The sequence below is a fragment of the Pseudoalteromonas sp. SA25 genome (assembly GCF_011378705.1).
GTDB classification, from domain to species: domain Bacteria; phylum Pseudomonadota; class Gammaproteobacteria; order Enterobacterales; family Alteromonadaceae; genus Pseudoalteromonas; species Pseudoalteromonas arctica.
This window is the reverse complement of the sequence record NZ_WTKV01000039.1, coordinates 1-21,034: the sequence shown is the minus strand read 5'-3', so window position 1 is coordinate 21,034 and position 21,034 is coordinate 1. Positions and strand designations below refer to the sequence as shown.

The 21,034-nt window shown below is 39.7% G+C and carries 20 protein-coding genes; 6 read left to right on the top strand and 14 right to left on the bottom strand.

Going from position 1 to position 21,034, the window contains the following annotated elements; translation table 11 throughout:
* Positions 1 to 22: 22 nt before the first annotated feature.
* The 5 genes from GQR45_RS20740 to thrS form a co-directional block, all read right to left on the bottom strand.
* Entirely contained in the window at positions 23 to 319 is a 297-nt protein-coding gene (locus tag GQR45_RS20740) for a hypothetical protein (RefSeq protein WP_024591198.1), read from the bottom strand.
* Between the two features lie 232 nt (positions 320 to 551).
* Positions 552 to 911 carry a 50S ribosomal protein L20 gene (rplT, locus tag GQR45_RS20735; RefSeq protein ID WP_002960711.1) on the bottom strand — a complete coding sequence of 120 codons (360 nt, stop codon included), beginning with the start codon at positions 909 to 911 and terminating at the stop codon, positions 552 to 554.
* 15 nt (positions 912 to 926) lie between these two features.
* On the bottom strand, positions 927 to 1,127 hold the full coding sequence (rpmI, locus tag GQR45_RS20730; protein WP_002960713.1) for a 50S ribosomal protein L35: 201 nt from the start codon (positions 1,125 to 1,127) through the stop codon (positions 927 to 929).
* Between the two features lie 212 nt (positions 1,128 to 1,339).
* Positions 1,340 to 1,900 (bottom strand): translation initiation factor IF-3, encoded by a 561-nt coding sequence (gene infC / locus GQR45_RS20725; RefSeq protein WP_002960714.1) that lies wholly within the window; start codon positions 1,898 to 1,900, stop codon positions 1,340 to 1,342.
* 59 nt (positions 1,901 to 1,959) lie between these two features.
* Complete coding sequence (gene thrS, locus GQR45_RS20720) at positions 1,960 to 3,870, bottom strand: threonine--tRNA ligase (protein ID WP_007582683.1); 1,911 nt, start codon at positions 3,868 to 3,870, stop codon at positions 1,960 to 1,962.
* Positions 3,871 to 4,225: 355 nt separating this feature from the next.
* On the opposite strand from thrS, the gene GQR45_RS20715 reads away from it, so the two are divergent.
* Both GQR45_RS20715 and GQR45_RS20710 read left to right on the top strand, forming a co-directional pair.
* Entirely contained in the window at positions 4,226 to 4,672 is a 447-nt protein-coding gene (locus GQR45_RS20715) for a DUF3010 family protein (RefSeq protein WP_007582681.1), read from the top strand.
* Between the two features lie 185 nt (positions 4,673 to 4,857).
* Entirely contained in the window at positions 4,858 to 6,591 is a 1,734-nt protein-coding gene (locus tag GQR45_RS20710) for an AMP-binding protein (protein ID WP_165726908.1), read from the top strand.
* Positions 6,592 to 6,743: 152 nt separating this feature from the next.
* On the opposite strand, the gene hflX is transcribed toward GQR45_RS20710, so the two are convergent.
* The 7 genes from hflX to GQR45_RS20675 form a co-directional block, all read right to left on the bottom strand.
* Positions 6,744 to 8,093 carry a GTPase HflX gene (hflX, locus tag GQR45_RS20705; RefSeq protein WP_007582678.1) on the bottom strand — a complete coding sequence of 450 codons (1,350 nt, stop codon included), beginning with the start codon at positions 8,091 to 8,093 and terminating at the stop codon, positions 6,744 to 6,746.
* Between the two features lie 198 nt (positions 8,094 to 8,291).
* Positions 8,292 to 9,644 (bottom strand): NADP-specific glutamate dehydrogenase, encoded by a 1,353-nt coding sequence (gene gdhA / locus GQR45_RS20700; protein ID WP_007582676.1) that lies wholly within the window; start codon positions 9,642 to 9,644, stop codon positions 8,292 to 8,294.
* Positions 9,645 to 10,017: 373 nt separating this feature from the next.
* Complete coding sequence (locus GQR45_RS20695) at positions 10,018 to 10,491, bottom strand: DUF1456 family protein (RefSeq protein WP_002960721.1); 474 nt, start codon at positions 10,489 to 10,491, stop codon at positions 10,018 to 10,020.
* A gap of 117 nt (positions 10,492 to 10,608) precedes the next feature.
* Entirely contained in the window at positions 10,609 to 11,853 is a 1,245-nt protein-coding gene (locus GQR45_RS20690) for a lipoprotein-releasing ABC transporter permease subunit (protein WP_165726907.1), read from the bottom strand.
* Positions 11,843 to 12,541: a lipoprotein-releasing ABC transporter ATP-binding protein LolD gene (gene lolD / locus GQR45_RS20685; protein WP_007375330.1), complete on the bottom strand. Its 699-nt coding sequence runs from the start codon at positions 12,539 to 12,541 to the stop codon at positions 11,843 to 11,845. The genes GQR45_RS20690 and lolD overlap by 11 nt, the downstream gene beginning before the upstream one ends.
* On the bottom strand, positions 12,534 to 13,751 hold the full coding sequence (locus GQR45_RS20680) for a lipoprotein-releasing ABC transporter permease subunit (RefSeq protein ID WP_165726906.1): 1,218 nt from the start codon (positions 13,749 to 13,751) through the stop codon (positions 12,534 to 12,536). The genes lolD and GQR45_RS20680 overlap by 8 nt, the downstream gene beginning before the upstream one ends.
* A 147-nt stretch (positions 13,752 to 13,898) precedes the next feature.
* Positions 13,899 to 14,771 (bottom strand): LysR family transcriptional regulator, encoded by an 873-nt coding sequence (locus GQR45_RS20675; protein ID WP_206008738.1) that lies wholly within the window; start codon positions 14,769 to 14,771, stop codon positions 13,899 to 13,901.
* Between the two features lie 134 nt (positions 14,772 to 14,905).
* Between GQR45_RS20675 and GQR45_RS20670 the strand changes: the two genes are divergently transcribed.
* The gene (locus GQR45_RS20670; RefSeq protein ID WP_007375333.1) at positions 14,906 to 16,027 is read left to right on the top strand and encodes an S-(hydroxymethyl)glutathione dehydrogenase/class III alcohol dehydrogenase; all 1,122 of its coding nucleotides are present in this window, start codon (positions 14,906 to 14,908) and stop codon (positions 16,025 to 16,027) included.
* A gap of 72 nt (positions 16,028 to 16,099) precedes the next feature.
* Positions 16,100 to 16,942, top strand: a complete 843-nt coding sequence (fghA, locus tag GQR45_RS20665; RefSeq protein WP_165726904.1) for an S-formylglutathione hydrolase — start codon at positions 16,100 to 16,102, stop codon at positions 16,940 to 16,942.
* Here the strand turns inward: fghA and GQR45_RS20660 are convergent.
* A complete protein-coding gene (locus GQR45_RS20660) occupies positions 16,896 to 17,171 on the bottom strand; it encodes a hypothetical protein (protein ID WP_240920302.1) in 276 nt (91 codons plus the stop codon). The two genes, fghA and GQR45_RS20660, sit on opposite strands and share 47 nt — an antisense overlap.
* A 168-nt stretch (positions 17,172 to 17,339) precedes the next feature.
* Entirely contained in the window at positions 17,340 to 18,863 is a 1,524-nt protein-coding gene (locus GQR45_RS20655; RefSeq protein ID WP_346774208.1) for a BCCT family transporter, read from the bottom strand.
* Positions 18,864 to 19,076: 213 nt separating this feature from the next.
* On the opposite strand from GQR45_RS20655, the gene GQR45_RS20650 reads away from it, so the two are divergent.
* Entirely contained in the window at positions 19,077 to 19,493 is a 417-nt protein-coding gene (locus GQR45_RS20650; protein WP_024590122.1) for an MgtC/SapB family protein, read from the top strand.
* A 155-nt stretch (positions 19,494 to 19,648) separates the two neighbouring features.
* A complete protein-coding gene (locus GQR45_RS20645) occupies positions 19,649 to 21,022 on the top strand; it encodes an IS4 family transposase (RefSeq protein WP_096058041.1) in 1,374 nt (457 codons plus the stop codon).
* Positions 21,023 to 21,034 lie beyond the last annotated feature (12 nt).

Below are 21,034 nucleotides of genomic sequence, written 5' to 3'. Positions count from 1 at the left end.
TCGGGTTCAACAAACATTTTCATCAGGCAAACTCGCGTAACAATTGGCTGAGGTAAGTTGCAGGCGTTGTTGATGGCAAGCTGACTTTTACTTTGCCAACAGTGAGGGTTATCGGCTGTTGCGGCTTGATAACGTCAGGTTGTTTAGTGATTTTGGCGCGAACAAAATTGCCAGGTAATGCCTTTAGCTTGTTTTTTGCGGCATAAAAAGTTGTTTTTGATAAAGTATTTTGCTGACAATACTCAGTGATAGTTAAATCACTCGATTGTTGCTCTTCTATAATACTACGCCATTGCTCAAGGCTACGTGTTTTTCTCATAGCTACCTCTTAATTGAAATTCAGGGATAGCTTAATAGTTTTGACGAGTTACTTGCAGGTGCACTTGGCTAGACGCTTACTATCTTTTTATCGATAAATAGAGCTTATATAAGCAGATGGGTATTAATTTGAGAAAACTAATTTAGCTCAGCTATAAAAAAGTGTAAGTTATTAAATTACAGGCACAAAAAAAGGAGCCATAGGCTCCTTTTTAATACTTATATGAAAAAGCTTAAGCGGCTAGGCCTTCTTTTGCTTTTTCTACAAGCGCTGCGAATGCAACTTGGTCATAAACAGCGATATCTGCAAGGATCTTACGATCGATTTCTACAGATGTCTTTTTAAGACCATTGATAAAACGGCTGTAAGACAGACCATTTTGACGTGAAGCAGCATTGATACGTGCAATCCATAATTGACGGAAAGTACGTTTCTTCGCACGACGGTCACGGTAAGCGTATTGACCCGCTTTAGTAACAGCCTGGAAAGCTACGCGGTAAACACGTGAACGTGCTCCGTAGTAACCTTTTGCTTGTTTTAAAACTTTTTTGTGACGTGCACGTGCGACAACGCCGCGTTTAACTCTTGCCATTTCTAAAAACCCCTATTAAGCGAACGGTAACATACGTGAAACTAGACCATGGTCATTTTTATGAACCATCATCTTAGGACGTAGGTGTAACTTACGCTTAGAAGTTTTCTTAGTCAGAATATGACGAAGATGCGCTTGTTTACGCTTGAAACCGCCAGAAGCAGTCTTTTTGAAACGCTTAGCAGCGCCACTGTGACTTTTTAGCTTATAAGCCATTGCAATAACTCCAAATTGTATTGCTTTTAAATTAGTAAGCAGGCGTGAGATATATTTCTATAGCTCCACTTTTAGGCCTAACTTACTGCCATGTTCCGGTGAAGACCCAGCATAAATGCCGCAATCTTACTTTAATACCGGTTAACTCAGGTGAATATTCGCATATTACTTGCAGACCTGAGCTAATTTCGGTGCGTATTATCGCTTAAAAATTATTTTTTAGCAACAGGCGCCATCATCATAACCATTTGGCGACCTTCAACACGATTTGGGAAAGACTCAACTACTGCAAGTTCTTCTAAATCGGCTTTGATACGGTTTAATAATTCTATACCAATTTCTTGGTGAGCCATTTCACGACCACGGAAGCGGATAGTAATCTTAGCTTTATCGCCAGCTTCTAAGAACTTACGTAAGTTGCGAAGCTTAACCTGATAATCACCTTCATCCGTACCAGGACGGAATTTGATTTCTTTTATCTGGATTTGCTTTTGCTTCTTCTTCTGCTCTTTTAGTTCTTTGCTTTTTTCAAAGATGAACTTACCGTAATCCATGATTCTACAAACAGGCGGCTCAGCGTTTGGACTGATCTCAACAAGATCAACACCCGCTGCATCGGCCATAGTTTGCGCGTCTTGTAATGACTGAATTCCAGCTTGTTCGCCTTCAATGTCAATTAAACGAACTTCTTGCGCTGTAATTTCTTCGTTAATACGATTTTTTTGAGCTGTTTGTTGCCCTTTCTTGCCGCCTCTAATAGTACGTTCCTCCAAGAATATCAATAATATAAGCGTGTAATTGGCTGTTTGTTAATGCCTTACACGCTCGATTTTTACTGTCGATTTTTAATTTCTTCGCTAATTTTAGCTACAAAATCATCGACATTAAATTTGCCTAGGTCTTCACCTGTGCGAGTACGCACTGCTACTTCTTGTTGTTCAACTTCTTTATCGCCAACAACAAGCAAGTATGGAATACGCTTCAGTGTATGCTCACGGATTTTAAAGCCAATCTTCTCATTTCTCAAGTCAGCAGCGGCTCTAATTCCAAGTTTATTTAATTTTTGTACAACTTCTTTAACATAAGGAGCTTGTTTATCGGTAATATTCATAATTACCACTTGCTTTGGCGCAAGCCACGTCGGGAATAAACCAGCGTACTCTTCAGTTAAAATGCCAATAAAGCGTTCAATAGAACCTAAAATAGCACGATGTATCATTACAGGTGTACGACGTTCGTTATTTTCTGCTACATAAGTAGCGCCTAAACGCCCCGGTAATGCAAAGTCTAATTGCACTGTACCACACTGCCACGCTCTGTCTAAACAATCGTATAAAGTAAATTCAATCTTCGGACCATAAAACGCGCCTTCACCCGGAAGATAATCAAATTCAATATCGTTTAGCTTAAGTGCTTCGGCTAAAGCAAGCTCTGCTTTATCCCACATATGGTCTTCACCAATGCGTTGTTCTGGGCGAGTAGATAGCTTAACTACAATCTTCTCAAATCCGAATGTTTCATATGTATCATAAACCATCTTAATACACGCTGAAACTTCGTCCATTATCTGCTCTTCGGTACAGAAAATGTGAGCATCATCTTGTGTAAAGCCACGTACACGCATTAAACCGTGTAGTGCACCTGATGGTTCATTACGATGACAACAACCAAATTCAGCCATACGAAGTGGTAAATCACGGTACGATTTTAAACCCTGGTTAAAGATCTGCACGTGTCCTGGGCAGTTCATTGGTTTAATCGCGTATTCACGCTTTTCAGACTCAGTGGTAAACATTGCTTCTGAATATTTTTCCCAGTGACCTGATTTTTCCCAAAGTGAACGGTCCATCATCATTGGACCTTTTACTTCTTCGTACTCATATTCGCGTAACTTTTCACGTACAAATTCTTCAAGCTCGCGGTAAATGCTCCAACCATCGTTGTGCCAAAATACCATGCCTGGCGCTTCTTCTTGCCAATGCCATAAATCAAGCGCTTTACCAATACGGCGGTGATCGCGTTTTTCAGCTTCTTCAAGGCGTTTTAAATACGCTTTAAGTTGCTTTTTATCGCCCCACGCTGTGCCGTAAATGCGTTGTAGCATTTTGTTTTCTGAATCACCACGCCAATATGCACCCGCAACTTTCATTATTTTGAAGTTTTGGCAAAATTTCATGTTAGGAACGTGAGGTCCACGACACATGTCTACATATTCTTCGTGATGATATAATCCTGGGCGGTCATCTTTAGCGATGTTTTCGTCCAGAATTTCTATTTTGTATGTTTCGCCACGCGCTTCAAATGTATCGCGTGCTTCTTGCCAGCTTACTGTTTTTTTCACTACGTCGTAGTTGGTTTTTGCAAGTTGCAACATACGCTTTTCAATTGCTTCAAGATCATCTTGTGATAATGAATGTTCCATATCGATATCGTAGTAAAAACCGTTATCAATGGTAGGACCAATTGCCATTTTCGCGTCTGGGAAAAGTTGCTTAACTGCATGACCAATTAAGTGAGCACAAGAGTGACGAATGATTTCAAGGCCGTCATCGTCTTTAGCGGTAATGATCTCAAGACGAGAGTCTTCACTAATTAAATCACATGCATCAACACGGTCGCCATTAACACGACCCGCAATGGTCGCTTTAGCTAAACCTGGGCCAATATCGTTTGCAACATCAAGCGTGCTTACAGGGTTTTCAAAACTACGTTGACTTCCGTCTGGAAGAGTAATAACTGGCATTATAAATCCTTGCTACAGTGGTGACACCTACAATGTATCACGTGTATTTTTAATAAATTAAATGAGAATGAGTCGACAACGCTTTTACGAATAAGCATTGACTAATAAATGTAGATGCAGAGTCTGTACAACTACAAAGATATATTGTCGCGTGCTGCGCATTTAATTACAAGTTTTAAGGGGTGAAATCCACCCGTTTTGAGCACAAAGTGTAACTTTTAGAGCAAAAAAAATCATTTCATTAAAATATAAAAGCATCAACGCACTAATTACGCACCTACAACTATACCTACACTCGCATTTTAATGTGTGTTGCGTATAATACTGCGTAATTAAGTTATTTTAGAGAATAGACATGAGAACATGTGGTGTAGAAATTACCGGTAGTGATGTACTACTTTGTATTTTAAGTAAAGATAATGACGTATTTGATATTCGCGATGTGCGCCAAACACGCTTTACCTTAGGTAACGGTAACGACACTGAAGTAATGCGTAAATTTCAATTCGATTTTGCAAAACTAATGCAAGATTACCAAATTGATTCTGTTGCAATCCGTGAGCGTCAGCCTAAAGGTAAATTTGCTGGCAGCGCAAAAGGATTCAAAATGGAAACTGCGATTCAATTAATCGACAATTTAGACGTACGTTTATTTACCACAACTGAAATTAAAGAACAGGTAAAGCGTAATCCTATTCCTATTGATTTTGAAGAAACAGGTCTTAAAAAGTATCAAGAAAATGCATTTGTAAACGCTTACGTTTACATAATGAAAAAAACATACCGCAGCGACGAAATGTAAATTTATTGCTCGTTTAAAAACGCGTACTTACATTGTAAGACGCGTTTTTTTGTGTCTAAAAAGTAGTATTAGCTTTTATTAATCTAATAATACATTAGTCTAACTGCACTTCTCTTTGTCGACAATATGTGTTTATTTTAACTTTGTAGTTTACATAACTCACACACATTTTCATGGAGAGAGCAATGCACACACACACTATTGCGGTAAAAGAAGTAGAAAAAATAAATCACTTACCGTTATCGCAAAGCTATTTTAAAGGTATACAAAGCACACCTTTAACAAATTCAACTATAGGCGAGTACTTTGACTTTATTGTCGACAAAAATCCAGAGGCGTTAGCTGTTGTAGTTCATCACCAGGGTATTCGCTTAACGTATAAAGAATTTCAAAAAGAAGTTAATCAACTTGCTATGGGCTTACTGGCCCTTGGTGTAAAACCAGGAGAGCGCGTTGGTATTTGGTCTCCTAATAATATTGAATGGTGCTTAACCCAATTTGCAACAGCCAAAATTGGCGCAATAATGGTGTGTATTAACCCTGCATATCGCCCTAACGAATTACAATACGCTTTAAATAGTGTTGAATGCTCTACTCTAATCACAGCATCAAACTTTAAAGGCAGTGATTATTTAGAAATGCTCAATGGTTTGGCTCCAGAACTTGCAACTTGCGATAAAGACACACTTAATTTAAAAGCACTGCCCACTCTTAAAAATATAATCCGCATTGGCGATGAAGCATCTCCTGGTATGTACTCTTTTAACGATGTTATTAACTTGCCAACATCGGCACATGAGCTTGAATTAAAAGCAATAGGTGCAAACTTAAATGCTGAGCAAGACATCAATATACAATTTACATCAGGCACAACAGGCAACCCAAAAGGCGCAACGCTCACTCATAAAAATATTTTAAATAATGCGCTATTCGTCGCCGAATCTATGCACTTTACGAGCGATGACAAGTTATGCATCCCTATCCCGTTATATCATTGCTTTGCAATGGTATTGGGTAGCTTATTGTGTGTTAGTAAAGGTGCAGCAGCCATTTATCCAGGCGATTCGTTTGATGCAAAAAACACACTAGATGTAGTTCAACAAGAAGGATGTACAGCGCTGCACGGTGTACCTACTATGTTTATTAGTGAGCTTGAGCTAAGTAATTTTAACGATTATAAATTAAGTACTTTACGCACGGGTGTAATGGCAGGCTCTACATGCCCAGAGCAAGTAATGCGCAAAGTACAAACACAAATGAACATGCATCAAGTACTGATTGCTTACGGGCAAACGGAGTGCAGCCCCATAAACAATATTACCGAAACAGACTCTTCAATAGAGCGGCAAGTAACGACGGTTGGCCGCGCACTTGCCCATACTGAGGTTAAAATAATTGACGAACTGGGTAGCATTCAAAAAATTGGTCAACCTGGCGAAGTGTGTAGTAAAGGTGCAGGCATAATGCGCTGCTATTGGAATGACGATGCTAAAACAAAAGCCACAATAGATGAAAGTGGTTGGCTACACTCTGGCGATTTAGGTGTCATGGATACAGAAGGGTTTGTCACTATTGTTGGCCGCATTAAAGATATGATTATTCGCGGCGGCGAAAACATTTACCCTCGAGAAATAGAAGAAGTGCTTTACACCTACCCGGGCATTCAAGATGCTGCCATATTTGGTATAACAGATGAAAGATATGGCGAGGAAGTGTGCGCTTGGATCCAACCAAAAGAAGATGCTGTACTTGATGAGCAAGCAATTCGTGAGTTTTTAAAAGACAAACTAGCCTACTTTAAAATGCCACGACATATCCGTTTTGTAGAAAACTATCCAATGACAGTAACAGGTAAACTGCAAAAATTTAAAATGCGCGAGCAAATGCAAGAAGAGCTAAGCGACAACGCTTTTTCCTAGTTTCGTCTCTAAGTAACTGAGGCTCTGGGTAGGGAATTTATCTCAGAGCTATATTTAGCGCTAGCAGCGTTAAATTTACGTATATTAGGACTAACACTAAAAAGCACAGCCAATTGGCTGTGCTTTTTATGTACTGAATTGTACTGAATTTATTATAAATTCAACATTCTCTTTTTTAAACGTTCTAAATCAATCGCACTCGAGCGCACTGTTAATTTAATATGGCTGTATTCATATTCTTCTTTAACAACACTCATACTCGATCGAATTTCGCCCACAATACCTTTAGCTGTGTACGGTATAACAATCTCTTCTTCAATCATGTCCTCTTGAGCAATGCCAATAATGTATTTGTGCAGTTTACTAATATCATCTGGATTACGTGTAGAGGTCATCATCGCATCAGGAAATTCATCCATTAGCGACTTCTGCTGCTCAGTACTTAATTGGTCTGACTTATTCAGTACTAATAATTTTTTGCTGCCTTCCACCCCAACTTCTGCCAATACTTTATGTACTACTTCAAGTTGTGAGCGAAAAGAAGGATCTGAAGCATCTACAACATACAACAATAACGACGCATCATGTGCCTCAGCGAGCGTTGAATGAAATGAAGCAACCAAATCATGAGGTAATTTTTTAATAAAACCAACCGTATCTGAAACCAATATACGTGGCTGCGTAATCGGATACAGCGCGCGAACAGTGGTATCTAGCGTTGCAAAGAGTTTATTTTCGCCTTCTACATCACTACCTGTAATTGCGCGCATCATTGATGACTTGCCCGCATTGGTATAACCAATTAAAGCCACTGAGAATAGCTCAGAGCGCTGCGTACGTCTGTCCATCATTACATCTTGAACACTAACAAGTTCGCGCTTTAATTCTGCTAACTGATCGCGCACCTTACGGCGATTAAGCTCAAGTGTGGTTTCACCCGCACCTTTACCCATTTGGCGTTCTTTATCACCTGTTGATGTTTCACGCAGTCGTGGCGCGACATAATTAAGGCGAGCAATTTCAACTTGTAATTTTGCAGTTTTAGTACGCGCATGACGGCTAAATATTTCAATGATAATACCGGTGCGATCAAATACTTCTACACCCAGCTGGTTCTCAACATTACGTAGTTGAGAAGGCGTTAAATCACAGTCAAATACCACTACATCAGCACATGCAAAATCAAGTTCGTCTGATGGAATTTCTGAGGATATTTCGGTTAAAGGGTCTTCATCAAGTAAATCATCTTCTTGCTCGTTTTCAACCATCCCTTTATTGCCGGTAAGGTGTGCTATTTCAGCTAGTTTTCCTGAGCCCAGTACATTAACTTTTTGGGTAGAACTTTGCTTTTGCGATTGTGTACCTACTACTTTAAAGCCTAACGTAGTTACCAAACGAGCAAGCTCTGCAAGCGACTCTGTTGCTTCGTCACCTTTAAATTGTGGTGTACTAATAGAAATAAGTAACGCATTAGGAAGTGATGGTTTTGCAGTTAGTTGCATAATTTTTTGTCTTAATGCACCTAAAGTGCAAACCTAATTTTCATTCGAAAGTAACTTGATCCTACGCTGTTATAGCCCAGCTTTATAGGGTTATAGTTCACTAATGGCGTTAATGTTTAAAACTAACCATAATATACTCAATTTTATGGCTAGTTTTAAAATCACATTATATTAAAGCCTTATTGTTCAGCTTTAATATTAAACGACACCCTGCTCAATCATTGCATCTGCAACGCGCCTAAAGCCTGCAATGTTAGCGCCTAATAAAAGGTTTCCAGGCTCACCAAATTCTGTAGCGGTGTCGTTAGCGGTAACAAATATATTTTTCATAATTTGTTTTAGCTTTTCGTCAACTTCTTCAAAGGTCCAACTTTGCATGCTCGCATTTTGCGCCATTTCTAATTGGCTTGTTGCAACGCCGCCGGCATTGGCCGCTTTACCTGGTCCATACGCAATTTTTGCAGCAATAAAGCAATCAATAGCCTCTTTTGTTGAAGGCATGTTTGCGCCTTCACTTACTAATAAACAACCGCCGGACAATAATGCGTTAGCGTCTGCCTGTGTTAATTCATTTTGTGTGGCGCACGGAAAAGCAGCGTCGGCATTAAAGCGCCAAACAGCGTGCCCATCTTTAGGGTAGTCATTTACAGAAATATAAATAGCATCGGGGTGAGTTTGTTTATATACACTCAAGCAATCACGCGATTGCTCTTTTAAACATTTAATAAGATTTAAATCTATACCCGACTCATGATACACAGTGCCACGAGAGTCGCTGCAACTTACTGGTGTTGCCCCCATTTGATAAAGCTTTTCCATTGCATAAATAGCAACATTACCTGCGCCCGAGACCAAGCAGCGCTTACCTTGTAGGCTATCGCCGCGCGCTTGCAGCATGTAGTCAGCAAAATAAACAGCGCCGTATCCCGTGGCTTCTTTTCGTACAAGCGATCCACCCCACAATAAGCTTTTACCTGTTAAAACACCTTCATAGCGCCCAGTCAAACGCTTATATTGACCAAACAAGTAACCTATTTCTCTCGCCCCTACTCCAATGTCTCCAGCGGGTACGTCGGTTGTAGGGCCAATATGGCGATAGAGCTCGCTCATAAATGATTGGCAAAAACGCATTATTTCAGCATCTGAGCGCCCTTTGGGATCAAAGTTTGCCCCGCCTTTACCACCACCGATTGGTAAACCTGTTAAAGCATTTTTAAATATTTGCTCAAACCCTAAAAATTTAATTATGCTGGCATTCACACTTGGGTGAAAACGTAAGCCACCTTTATAGGGGCCAAGTGCAGAGTTAAACTCAATTCTGTAGCCTTTATTTACCTGAATATTGCCTTCGTCATCAACCCAGGGAACTCTAAACATAATTTGGCGTTCGGGCTCAACTAAGCGTTGTATAATGGCATTTTTTTTGTATTTTTCTGAGTTTTCTAAGATAGGTTCGAGTGATTCAAGTACTTCTTCAACAGCTTGATAAAACTCGCATTGTGCAGGACTACTATTTTTTAATTGTGCGATTGTGCTATGGATATAATTCATAATTATTCTTCCGTGTTAATAATAAAAGTATTTATCAGATGTTAAAGTAAACGTGATCAAGTTTATGATTCATGCTTTAAGGTCTTAATTTAATATAATTAACTATTACCTTAGCATGAAAAATTGAGATATTTAACGCGATCTACGTGAATTATTTTTGATTGGAAGTTTGATTTTTATTTATTAAAGATGAATTTAAATTCACAGATTTAAAATCGGAACAGTGCCAAGTGAGTTTTTATATTTTCAAAAGGGAGTTTTAGAAGTATTAGGTTAGGTGTGGATTTGTTTAAAAATATAACAATTAATGGGCTTTATACTGCATTGCGCTCGCAAAAAACCCATTAACTAAAAGCTAATTAGCTAAAACCAGTTACTCAGCAGACTCTTCTGGACGATGCTGCTTTTGTACGCCGGTTAAAAACAAACGTAATATTTGATCGTTACAAACACGGTAATGTTTGTTATCTACTTTACGAGAAAATGCGCTTAACTCATGCTTACTTAAATCAAAATCAACAAGTGCAAGTGTTGCTATGACATCTTCTGCTTTCATATTTAAAGCAATACGTAGCTTCATAAAGATAATATTGTTGTTTAGCTTTTTCTCTGGCTCTGGTTGCTCACCTTCGCGTTTGCCACGTTGGGTATTAATAAACCCATTTAAAAAGCTAGCAAACTCAGTATCACTTATTGGGGTAAAAGCCTCTTCACCTTCTTTAGTTAACCATGCAATTACTTGCTCTTTGGTGACCGTATGCTCTGCTGATGCAAAAACATTGACCATAGCAGTATCAGTTAAGTTAAAAGTGTAGCGAATGCGGCGTAAAATATCGTTATTAGTCAAAGTAAATCCCAAAGTGAGGTATAGCAACCAAGCAGTTATTGCTTAATTTTAAATAAGCGCCTAGTTTAACAGGTTTCGTTATAGTGCCCTATTAATTTTTATCTGAGCTTCTTATACCTAGTTACCAAGCACCTTGGCAGGATCTACGCGTGTTGCTTGCCATGCAGGATAAATAGTGGCAAGTATCGCAAGCACAAACGTAACAATCACTGTAATACCAATGTCTTCAAGTACTAATTTACTTGGTAAAAACTCTATAAAATAAACGCCCTCAAGTGGGTTCGCTCCAAATAATTGGCTCATCCACGTAAAAAGCTCACTTATATTAAGCGCTAATACCACACCAATTAGTGTCCCTAGTGCCACGCCTACGAATGCTTGCATTAAGCCTTGCATTACAAAGGTGGCTAAAATAGTACTGTCTTTCGCGCCCATGGTTTTTAAAATTGCGATATTGCCTTGTTTTTCGCGTACTTCCATCACCAAGGACGATACAATATTAAAACTGGCTACCGCTATAATTAAAAACACCACAATATAAACAATGGTACGCACCATTTGAATATCTTGATAAAGGCTGCCTTGGGTTCTAAACCAACTAGAAATATACACGTAGTCGTCAATAGTTTGCCCTACTTTTAGCGCTATTTGATGCGCCGAAAACACATCATCAACACTTAACCGCAGCCCTGTTACTTGGGTTTCATCGTAACCCAATGTTTGCTGTGCTTTGTTAAGATGTATAAATGCAGCGGTACTATCAATCGGTCCGCCCATTTCTATAACACCTGCAAGGTTAAGTGTTACGCGTTTAGGCGCTAATAATGATTGACCTTTTTGACTAATTTGCGGAATAAGTAATGTAATGTTATCGCCTACTTTGGCGTCTAACTGTTTTACTATTTGCTTACCTAAAATTACATCGTCAAGGCCTAGCTGGCTGACTAATTTACCACTGGTAAACTGGTTTACCGCCGATACATTACTCTCTAGCGATGGCTCAACACCCCTAATTTCTATCGCTTTTAGCTGGCTTTTATATTGCGCCATTCCGTTCACTGCAATAAATGGCGCAGCACCTGTTACGTGAGGTTGTGTTTGTAAATCCTCAACCTTTTGCGACCAATTTGCAATGGGTCTACTTGGTGCTACATATTCAACCTGCGGCACAACACTTAGTAATCTATGTACTAGTTGCTGCTCAAAACCATTAATTACCGACAGCGCCACAATTAAAACCGCGACACCTAATAAAATACCAATAGTCGACGCTTTAGCGATAAAACTAACAAAGCCGTTTTTTTCATCTTTGTGGCCTGAATAGGCTCTAAAACGTTTACTTAAAAATGCACTAAGCAACATGCTGCGACTCTTTAATAGCTAGTTTTCCATCGTCTAAATAAGCTATTTTGCCCAGCTTATCGGCAAGTTCTAAATCGTGTGTAACTACCACAAAACTGGTGTTTAAGCTTTGGTTAAGCTCATTAATTAAATCGTAAATTTTAATCGCATTTTGTTTATCTAAATTACCGGTTGGTTCATCAGCAAGCACAAGCGCAGGTTTTGTAACCAGTGCACGGGCAATAGCCACGCGTTGGCGCTCTCCACCTGAAAGCGCAGACGGTTTATGCGAGCTGCGATGTGCAAGGCCTACTTTTTCGAGCATATCGAGCGCTTGAGCTTTGGCTTCTTTTGCACTCAAGCCTTTAATTAATAATGGCATAGCCACGTTTTCAACTGCGCTAAACTCCATTAATAAGTGATGAAATTGATAGATAAAGCCCAAATTTTGGTTTCTAAATGCGGCTTGCTCTGTTCGCGAAAGTTTTGCAACTTCTTGGTTTTTAATTTTAGCGCTACCTGAGCTTGCGGTATCTAATGTGCCAAGTATGTGTAAAAGCGTACTTTTACCAGAGCCAGAACTCCCTACAATAGCGAGCATTTCACCTTGCTGCAGCGCTAAATCAACACCTTTTAATACTTCAACTTGGTTGCTGCCATCTTGATAAACTTTACTTAAATTTTCACAACTAATTACTAAATCATTCATAACGTAATACCTCTGCTGGTTTTACTTTTGCGGCTTTACGCGCAGGATATAAGGTAGCTAAAAAGCTCATAGCAATACTGGCAAACGCTATTATTACTAAACTCAAAATATCAAATTTTACCGGAAGCTCTATACCTGCCAATAAGTTTAAGCCCACTAATGCAAGTAGCTCATTTATGTATAAACTAAATATTACACCTAAAAATGCGCCTATTGCGGTACCAATTACGCCGTTATATAAGCCTTGCACCATAAACACTTTTTGCACTTGCGAAGGCGTTAAACCTAACGTTTGCAGTATGGCCACTTCACCTTGTTTTTCGCTTACCATCATGGTTAATGCCGATACAATATTAAATACAGCCACCAATACAATGAGGGCAAGCAACATAGACATAATGCGCTTTTCCATAGCAACGGCTGCAAATAGAGTACCTTGGGTACTGCGCCAATCACTATAATTATGATCTTGTAAAATACGCTGGCTTGCTTCAATAAACTCATCTAGTTCGAAAGGTTCGTGCAATGAAACACTTAAATTTGGGGCAGTGTTTTCATCCAGCTTTAATACCCGCTGTAGTGAAGCGCCACTTGTAAACGCAAGTGCCATATCTATCTCAGATCCGGTTTCGTATATTGCGGCAACTTTAAATAAACGCTGGCTGGGTACTCGCCCAAGAGGTGTATATGTTGAAGCATTAGGCATAATAACGCGAAGCTTATCACCCACGCTAACGCCTAATTTACGACTCAAATAACGGCTTATAGCAATGTTGTAATTTTTGTTTAATACAGTTTTCCAATCGCCTTGCACTATTTTATCTGTAATTTTATACAAAGACCCGCTGTCGTTATAAAGGCCTTGTAGTAAAACGCCGTGCAAGTCTTTATTCGTTTGCAAAATAGCTTCGCCGTGGCGATATAAGCTTACATGATCAACATAAGGAGATTGTTCGAGGTCGGTTTTTAGGGTGTTCATTTGGGTGGCAGTGTGTTTACCTGCGCTAACTTCAACATGCGGAATAAGTCCAAGCATATTGGTTTTTAGGCTATTTTCAAACCCGTTCATTACGCTGCTTACCGTAAATAATGCCATTAAACCAATAGCGATACCGGCAATAGAAAAAAACGAAATAAACGATATAAACGCATTTCCTTTAGAGGAGCGACTATATCTAAGCCCTATAAATAAGCTAACCGGTTGAAACATATTATTTTTAACACTTATCGTAAAAGTATTGAGCAATAGTAGCACGAAAAAAGTGCCTTTGGGTATGGCGTAAAATGTAAGAAATAATTTAAAAATCTGATACTTGGCTATATTTACAGCAATACATGCTTAACCATTAATTCGCGGTTAAGCTTTCAGCCCTTTAACTAAATAATCGAGCAATACCCGTACATTAGTGGCCACAAACTGCCTTGGTGGATATACGCCCCACACCCCTTCTTGCTGTGGTTGATAGGGTGTTAAAATAGGCACCAATTGCCTTGAGTTAATTTCGTTTTCAATGTAGTAGTCTGGGAGCTGTACAATACCAAGCCCCTTTTTTGCGCCATCCACCAGCGCCCAACCACTATTACACTGTAGCCGTCCCGCTATTTTAATGTGTTTATCGCGCCCATTTTCGTTTACGCGCCAGTAGCTACTATTCCCAATTAAACATTCATGGCTGTTTAGCTCGCCTAAAGTATGCGGCTCACCAAATCGCGTTAAATACTGTGGTGCCGCGCACATAATAAAACGCCGCGCACTTAACCTACGCGCTTTTAAGCTCGAATCTTTTAAATGCCCTAGCCTTATGGCTAAATCAAATCCGCCCTCTAATAAATTTTCTTGCTCGTTACTTAGTGTGGCAACAACTTCGACCTCGGGATGATCCTTCATAAAATTATGCACTATGGGCATAATAAAGCTCTCTCCGTACATAACTGGTGCTGTGAGCTTTATTTTACCTTTAGGCGTACTTTGTTGCTGAGCAAGGCCTTGAGTTGCCTCGTCCATAGCGTGTTGTAAGTGCTTTATTTGATGTAAGTACACTTCACCTTCTTTAGTTAAAACCACTTTACGGGTTGTACGGGTTAAAAGCTGGGTATTTAAACGTTGCTCAAGCGCTGTAACATGGCGGCTAATATGCGCAACCGAAAGTCCAAGCGTTTTTGCAGCCGCAGTAAAGCTGCCCTCCTCCCCAACAGCTATAAACTCATCTATTCCATTCCAACGCGCCATTATTACCATACTGTAAAAGTGTTTTAATAAAATTGAGATTATCATTATTTGAGAAACAAATACAATAAGCACATCACCCAAGCAAATTGGGTCTACAATTATTTTTTAATAGCCAGTTAAAGGAAATAAAACACATGTCTGAATTTATTAAATCAAAAGCTGCCATTGCTTGGGGTCCTAATCAACCACTTAGTGTTGAAGAAGTTGATGTGATGATGCCTAAAAAAGGCGAAGTCATGGTAAAAATTACCGCTACAGGTGTGTGTCATACCGATGCATTTACATTATCAGGCCAAGATCCTGAAGGCATATTTCCTGCTATTTTAGGTCACGAAGGCGCTGGTGTTGTCTATGCTGTTGGCGAAGGCGTAACGAGTGTTGAAGTTGGGGATCATGTTATTCCTTTATACACTGCAGAATGTGGCGTATGTAAAATGTGTACTTCAGGTAAAACTAACCTGTGTTCAGCCGTGCGCGAAACACAAGGTAAAGGCCTAATGCCAGACGGCACTACACGATTTTTTAAAGACGGCCAACCAATTTATCACTACATGGGTACATCAACGTTCTCTGAGTACACTGTATTGCCAGAAATCTCACTCGCTAAAGTAAATAAAGAAGCATCACTAGAAGAGATTTGCTTACTAGGCTGTGGTGTAACAACAGGCATGGGCGCAGTTACCAACACTGCTAAAGTAAAGCCTGGCGACACTGTTGCTATATTCGGCTTAGGCGGTATTGGTTTGTCTGCGATTATTGGCGCAAAAATGGCCGGTGCTGGTCGTATTATTGGTGTTGATATAAACACCACTAAATTCGATTTAGCTACAAAACTAGGTGCAACTGATTTAATTAACCCAAAAGATTTCGACAAGCCAATTCAAGAGGTTATTGTTGAAATGACAGACGGCGGCGTTGACTACTCGTTTGAATGTATCGGTAATGTTGACGTTATGCGCTCAGCACTTGAGTGTTGCCATAAAGGTTGGGGAGAATCGGTAATTATTGGTGTGGCGGGTGCTGGCCAAGAAATATCAACCCGTCCGTTTCAACTGGTAACTGGGCGTGTATGGCGTGGTAGCGCATTTGGTGGTGTTAAGGGCCGTTCACAACTTCCTGAAATTGTTGAGCGTTACATGGCGGGTGAATTTGCTCTTAGCGACTTTATTACTCATACAATGGGCCTTGAAGATATTAATGAAGCGTTTGACTTAATGCACGAAGGCAAAAGTATTCGTACAGTCATTCATTACTAATAAACTGCATTCGTAAAATAGCTTATTAATAAGCCGTAATACTTTTAAGTTTACGGCTTTTAAGGATTAAGTATGTTAGAAAATATCTCAAGTGTAAAAGTGTCTGGCGGTTGGCATAAACAATATAATCACAGCTCGCAAAGTACACATAGCACTATGCGCTTTGCCGTATTTTTACCACCTGGCGCAAGTGAGACAAACAAAGTACCGGTACTTTATTGGCTATCAGGTTTAACCTGTACAGACGAAAATTTTATGCAAAAAGCCGGCGCATTTAAAAAAGCAGCTGAGCTGGGTATTGCTATTGTAGCGCCTGACACTAGCCCGCGCGGCGAAAACGTCCCCAATGAAGACAGCTACGACTTTGCACAAGGCGCAGGCTTTTACGTAAATGCCACGCAAGCTCCTTACAACACTCATTTTAATATGTACGATTATGTTGTTAGTGAGTTACCAGCACTTATTGAACAACATTTTCCGATAACAAGCACAAAAGCAATTAGTGGTCACTCTATGGGCGGGCACGGTGCATTAATGGTTGCACTTAAAAACCCGACTTCGTTTGTAAGTGCCTCGGCTTTTAGCCCTATTGTAAATCCAATTGAATGCCCTTGGGGTGTAAAAGCATTTTCTGGCTATTTAGGAAATGATAAGGCGCTTTGGGCACAATATGATAGCTGCGAGTTGATGAAAAACGCAGAGCAAGCTCATTACTTACCCATGTTAGTGAGTCAAGGTGATGCTGATGGCTTTTTACAAGAGCAACTTAAGCCAGAAAACTTAGTCGCTATTGCTGATAAAAAAGGCTACCCGCTTACACTTGAAATGCAAGCAGGCTACGATCATAGCTACTTTTTTATAAGCAGTTTTATTGACCAACACTTATTATTTCATCATCAGTTTTTAACAGCTTAGAATGAGATTCGTTAGTGTGTAGATTAGATTTATCAACATCTACACACTCTTTTAAACTCTTTGTTACTTGCCTACATGTTTGTTTTGGATTGCTCTCGTCTTTTACAAATTCCACTATAGCGGAGTCAACTGCATATCCCATTTTTGAGAAACTCAAGCCCTCTTCGTCTTTTACAAAAGTACCAGAGTTCGTTGAGCTACTACCCGAGCGTGCTGAATTATCAAGCAATACACCTACAGCGGTACAACCGAGAAGACTTTGTAAAAAAAACAACAATAACTAAAATACGCATAATTCATCCTGAATGCTAACTACTGGCTAATACCTTAATTTTAGCCTTTTTTAAAATAACTCTGTAAAAATGTGTTAAGGGTAATGGCATATTTAAATGAATACTTATTCTTCATTGATTAGTTCATTTGTAAACTCTTTAATAAAACCAATTAATTGCAATATAAATATAATTAAAAAAGGAAGCGCTCCAATAATAGCAACGCTTCTGTTTAATGGTTCATTGTTTTGTACTAACAAAACAAAAGCGCATAAACCTAGTGCAAACGACCAAGCATACAAGCTCCATGTTTGAGCTTCACTTGCACCACTTAATTGGCGAATAACCAAAACAGCAGAGTCTGCTGATGTGGCTACAAAAATGAGTAGAAGCAATAAACTTGACCAAATTAATAGACCGCCTTGCCAGCCTAATTGCTCGAAAAATACAAACAGCCCTTGCGTATAATCGGCTTTAATAGCCTCTAAAATGCCTGCATTGTGAGTTTGATCCCACGCAATTGCAGAGCCCGAAAACACACTAAACCATATAATAGTCACAAAGGTTGGTACAAATACGACACCTAATATGTATTGCCAAACCGGCCGTCCTTGACTAATTTTTGCCAAAAACACACCAACAAACGGACCCCAAGCTAACCACCAAAAATAGTAATTGTATGTCCAACCTGTTGCCCATGCAGGGTCATTAAGTACGCTTTCAAACTGCCATGTACCTGTGGTTATGAGCTGAATGTAATCCCATGTACCGCCTATTGCTATATCTATAATTGGCTGTATAGGCACAAAAATTAATAGCCATGCTATAAGTGCAAATGCTAAAAACACATTAAATTTACTAAGAGTTTGAATTCCTTTTTTAAGCCCCAACTTTGCAGAAATAGTATAAAGCAGCGCAATTAAAAAAATAATAATAAACCCCGAAAATAAAGCAGACTCAACCCCTAGCTCAAGCTCGAGCCCTTTACGCAGTAATAAAGTTGAATTAGCAATTGTGCCCACGACACCAAAAAATATTGCAAGTATGGCAATTAATTTAATGCTAAAGCTCAACTGTAACTGCCAAGCCCGATTAATAACGCCTTTAGTTGCACTGATCACAGGAGCACTAATATCGCCCGCTGTACCACTATTGCGAGTAAGCCCACCTAATACCAAGCCAAATACTGCATAGAGCGCCCATGCATGCGCGCCCCAATTAACTAGTGTAAGTGCCAAACCACTTGTTTGGTGGTTGGGATACAAGCTTTGCTTTAAAGGCGAGTTAACTATGTGTAGTGCAGGCTCTGCTACTCCCCAAAATATAAGTCCTGAGCCCATTCCTGCTGCAAACAACATAGAAAGCCAACCAAAGGTACTAAACTCAACAAGTGCTTGCGTTCCTCCTATTTTTCGTTGCCCTAATGGGCTTATAGCAATAGCTATCACAGAAAAAAGTAACAAGTTTACCAATATAAAAAATGGCGACCCTAAATAACCTAAAATTTTATTAATAGCGGGTTGTAAGTGCTCTGTAAGTAATTCAGGAAATAAAAAAGCAATAACAGATAACCCAACGCAAAATAGTAAGGCTGTTTTTTCAAGCTTAGTGGGTGTGCTTAATGTTTTATTTAAAGGCAAGAGATTCACATAGGTGTCTTTTAGTCTGGATAAAAGAATACGGGGCTTTAAAACTCAGATCAAATTAACTATTGCGTAAAATAGTAATAAAAACATGTAAAAGTTTCCTCAATAATTCTTGTTAAATACAGGCATTAACAATAACTCATTGATTAATAGTCATTTATGCCATGGCTTACTGTTTGCTTATTATTAACAAAGTTAACCAGCACAGGTTCAATAATGGAAATTGATTTACAGTGGAATGAAATCATCGATAACTTAATACACTTAGGTATTGCATACCTACTTGCACTACCCATGGCTTACGACAGAGAGCGTAGTAATGATGGCGCAGGCCTTCGTACCTTTCCTCTTGTTGCTGTTGCATCGTGTGGGTATGCATTAATTGCTATGTCGGTTTTAGATGGCGCAGAAGCTCAATCAAAAATGTTGCAAGGCATCATTACTGGTATTGGTTTTATTGGCGGTGGCGCAATTTTGAAAAATAACAAATCAACCTCCGGCACAGCAACCGCAGCAAGTATTTGGAATATGGGCTTAATTGGTATAGCTGTAGCCTACAGCCGTTACGAAATAGCCATTTTACTTGCCATTATTAATTTTATAACGCTTAGGTATGTAAAAAAGTTTAAGTAATTTATAAACGGAGTGACTTATTCAATAGGCATTAAAAAAGGCGCTTAAAAAGCTGTCTCTTATACACAAATCCCTGCTAAGAAATTAGCGGGGATTTTTTTGAACTAAATCTCAATGTCATGATCAGATCTTCAAATCTTGTTTGAGGGCACATTATGATTAACGAACATACTCATTGGGCAAAACAACAATTCGGTAAATCGGACTTAGGTGATCCAAGAAGAACAGCGCGTCTGGTAAAGTTAGCATCAACGCTTGCAAATGAACCAGGAAAACCACTTGTGAACATCACTCAATCCCCCGCCGATATGGAAGGTGCCTACCGCTTTATTCGCAACGAGAATATTGACGCAACGGCTATAGCAGAGTCAGGCTTTAAAGCCACGGTTGAACAAGCAAAAAGTCATAACTTATTACTCGCATTAGAAGACACGACCACACTAATTTATAAACATTCCTCCATTCGAGATGATTTGGGTCATGTCGGACGAGGAGCAAAACAACGAGGCTTGTTAGCTCATAGCGTATTACTGTTTGCGCCAGACACAAAGCAAGTTGTGGGATTAATTGAACAGTCTCGCTGGAGTCGTGATATCAACACGATTGGAAAAAGAGAAAAACACGCGACGACTTCTTACGAAGAAAAAGAAAGTTACAAGTGGGAGTCAGCGTCACGAGCGATGGCAGAGCGGCTGCAAGGACAAATGGCGAACGTGATATCGGTGTGTGACCGCGAAGCGGACATCTACGAATACTTGCAGTATAAACTGAGCGAGCAGCAACGATTCGTCGTACGCTCGATGCAAAGTCGTCATATTGAAGAAGGTGAGGATAAGCTCTATGCGTTTGCAAGCGAGCTGATGAGTGCAGGCACCAAACACATCCACATTGCACAAAAAGGAGGAAGAAAAGCCCGAAGCGCAACACTGGATATCACCTATGCGCCAGTGACACTCAAAGCGCCTTACAATAAGAAAGGACACTCCCTCCCAGTTTACTATGTCGGCTGTGCAGAGCGAGGAAACGCTGAGAACGGCTTAAGCTGGCACCTATTAACCAGTGAACCAGTCACCAGCAAAGAAGACGCTTTAGCTATCATCACCTACTATGAGCACCGTTGGCTTGTAGAGGAATACCATAAAGTCTGGAAAAGTGATGGTACGGATATCGAAAGTTTACGCCTTCAAAGCCAAGATAACATGGAAAGATTGGTGACGATTAATGGCTTTATTGCGACGCGAATATTGCAACTAAAGTTCACCAATGAGCAGCCTGATTCTCCAAGTTGTGAACAACTGTTATCTCCCAAAGCATGGAAGTTATTGTGGTTAAAGAGAATAAAAACACCATTGCCTGAAACTGCTCCAAATATGTCATGGGCGTATCAGGAACTGGCAAAGTTAGGAGGCTGGAAAGATACCAAGCGCACAGGGCGTGCATCTGTGAAAGTGTTATGGCAAGGATGGCTTAAGTTACAAGCCATCCTGGAAGGCTACGATTTAGCAAAATCTCTTGAGTCAGACTTGTGATCAAGAGACAGC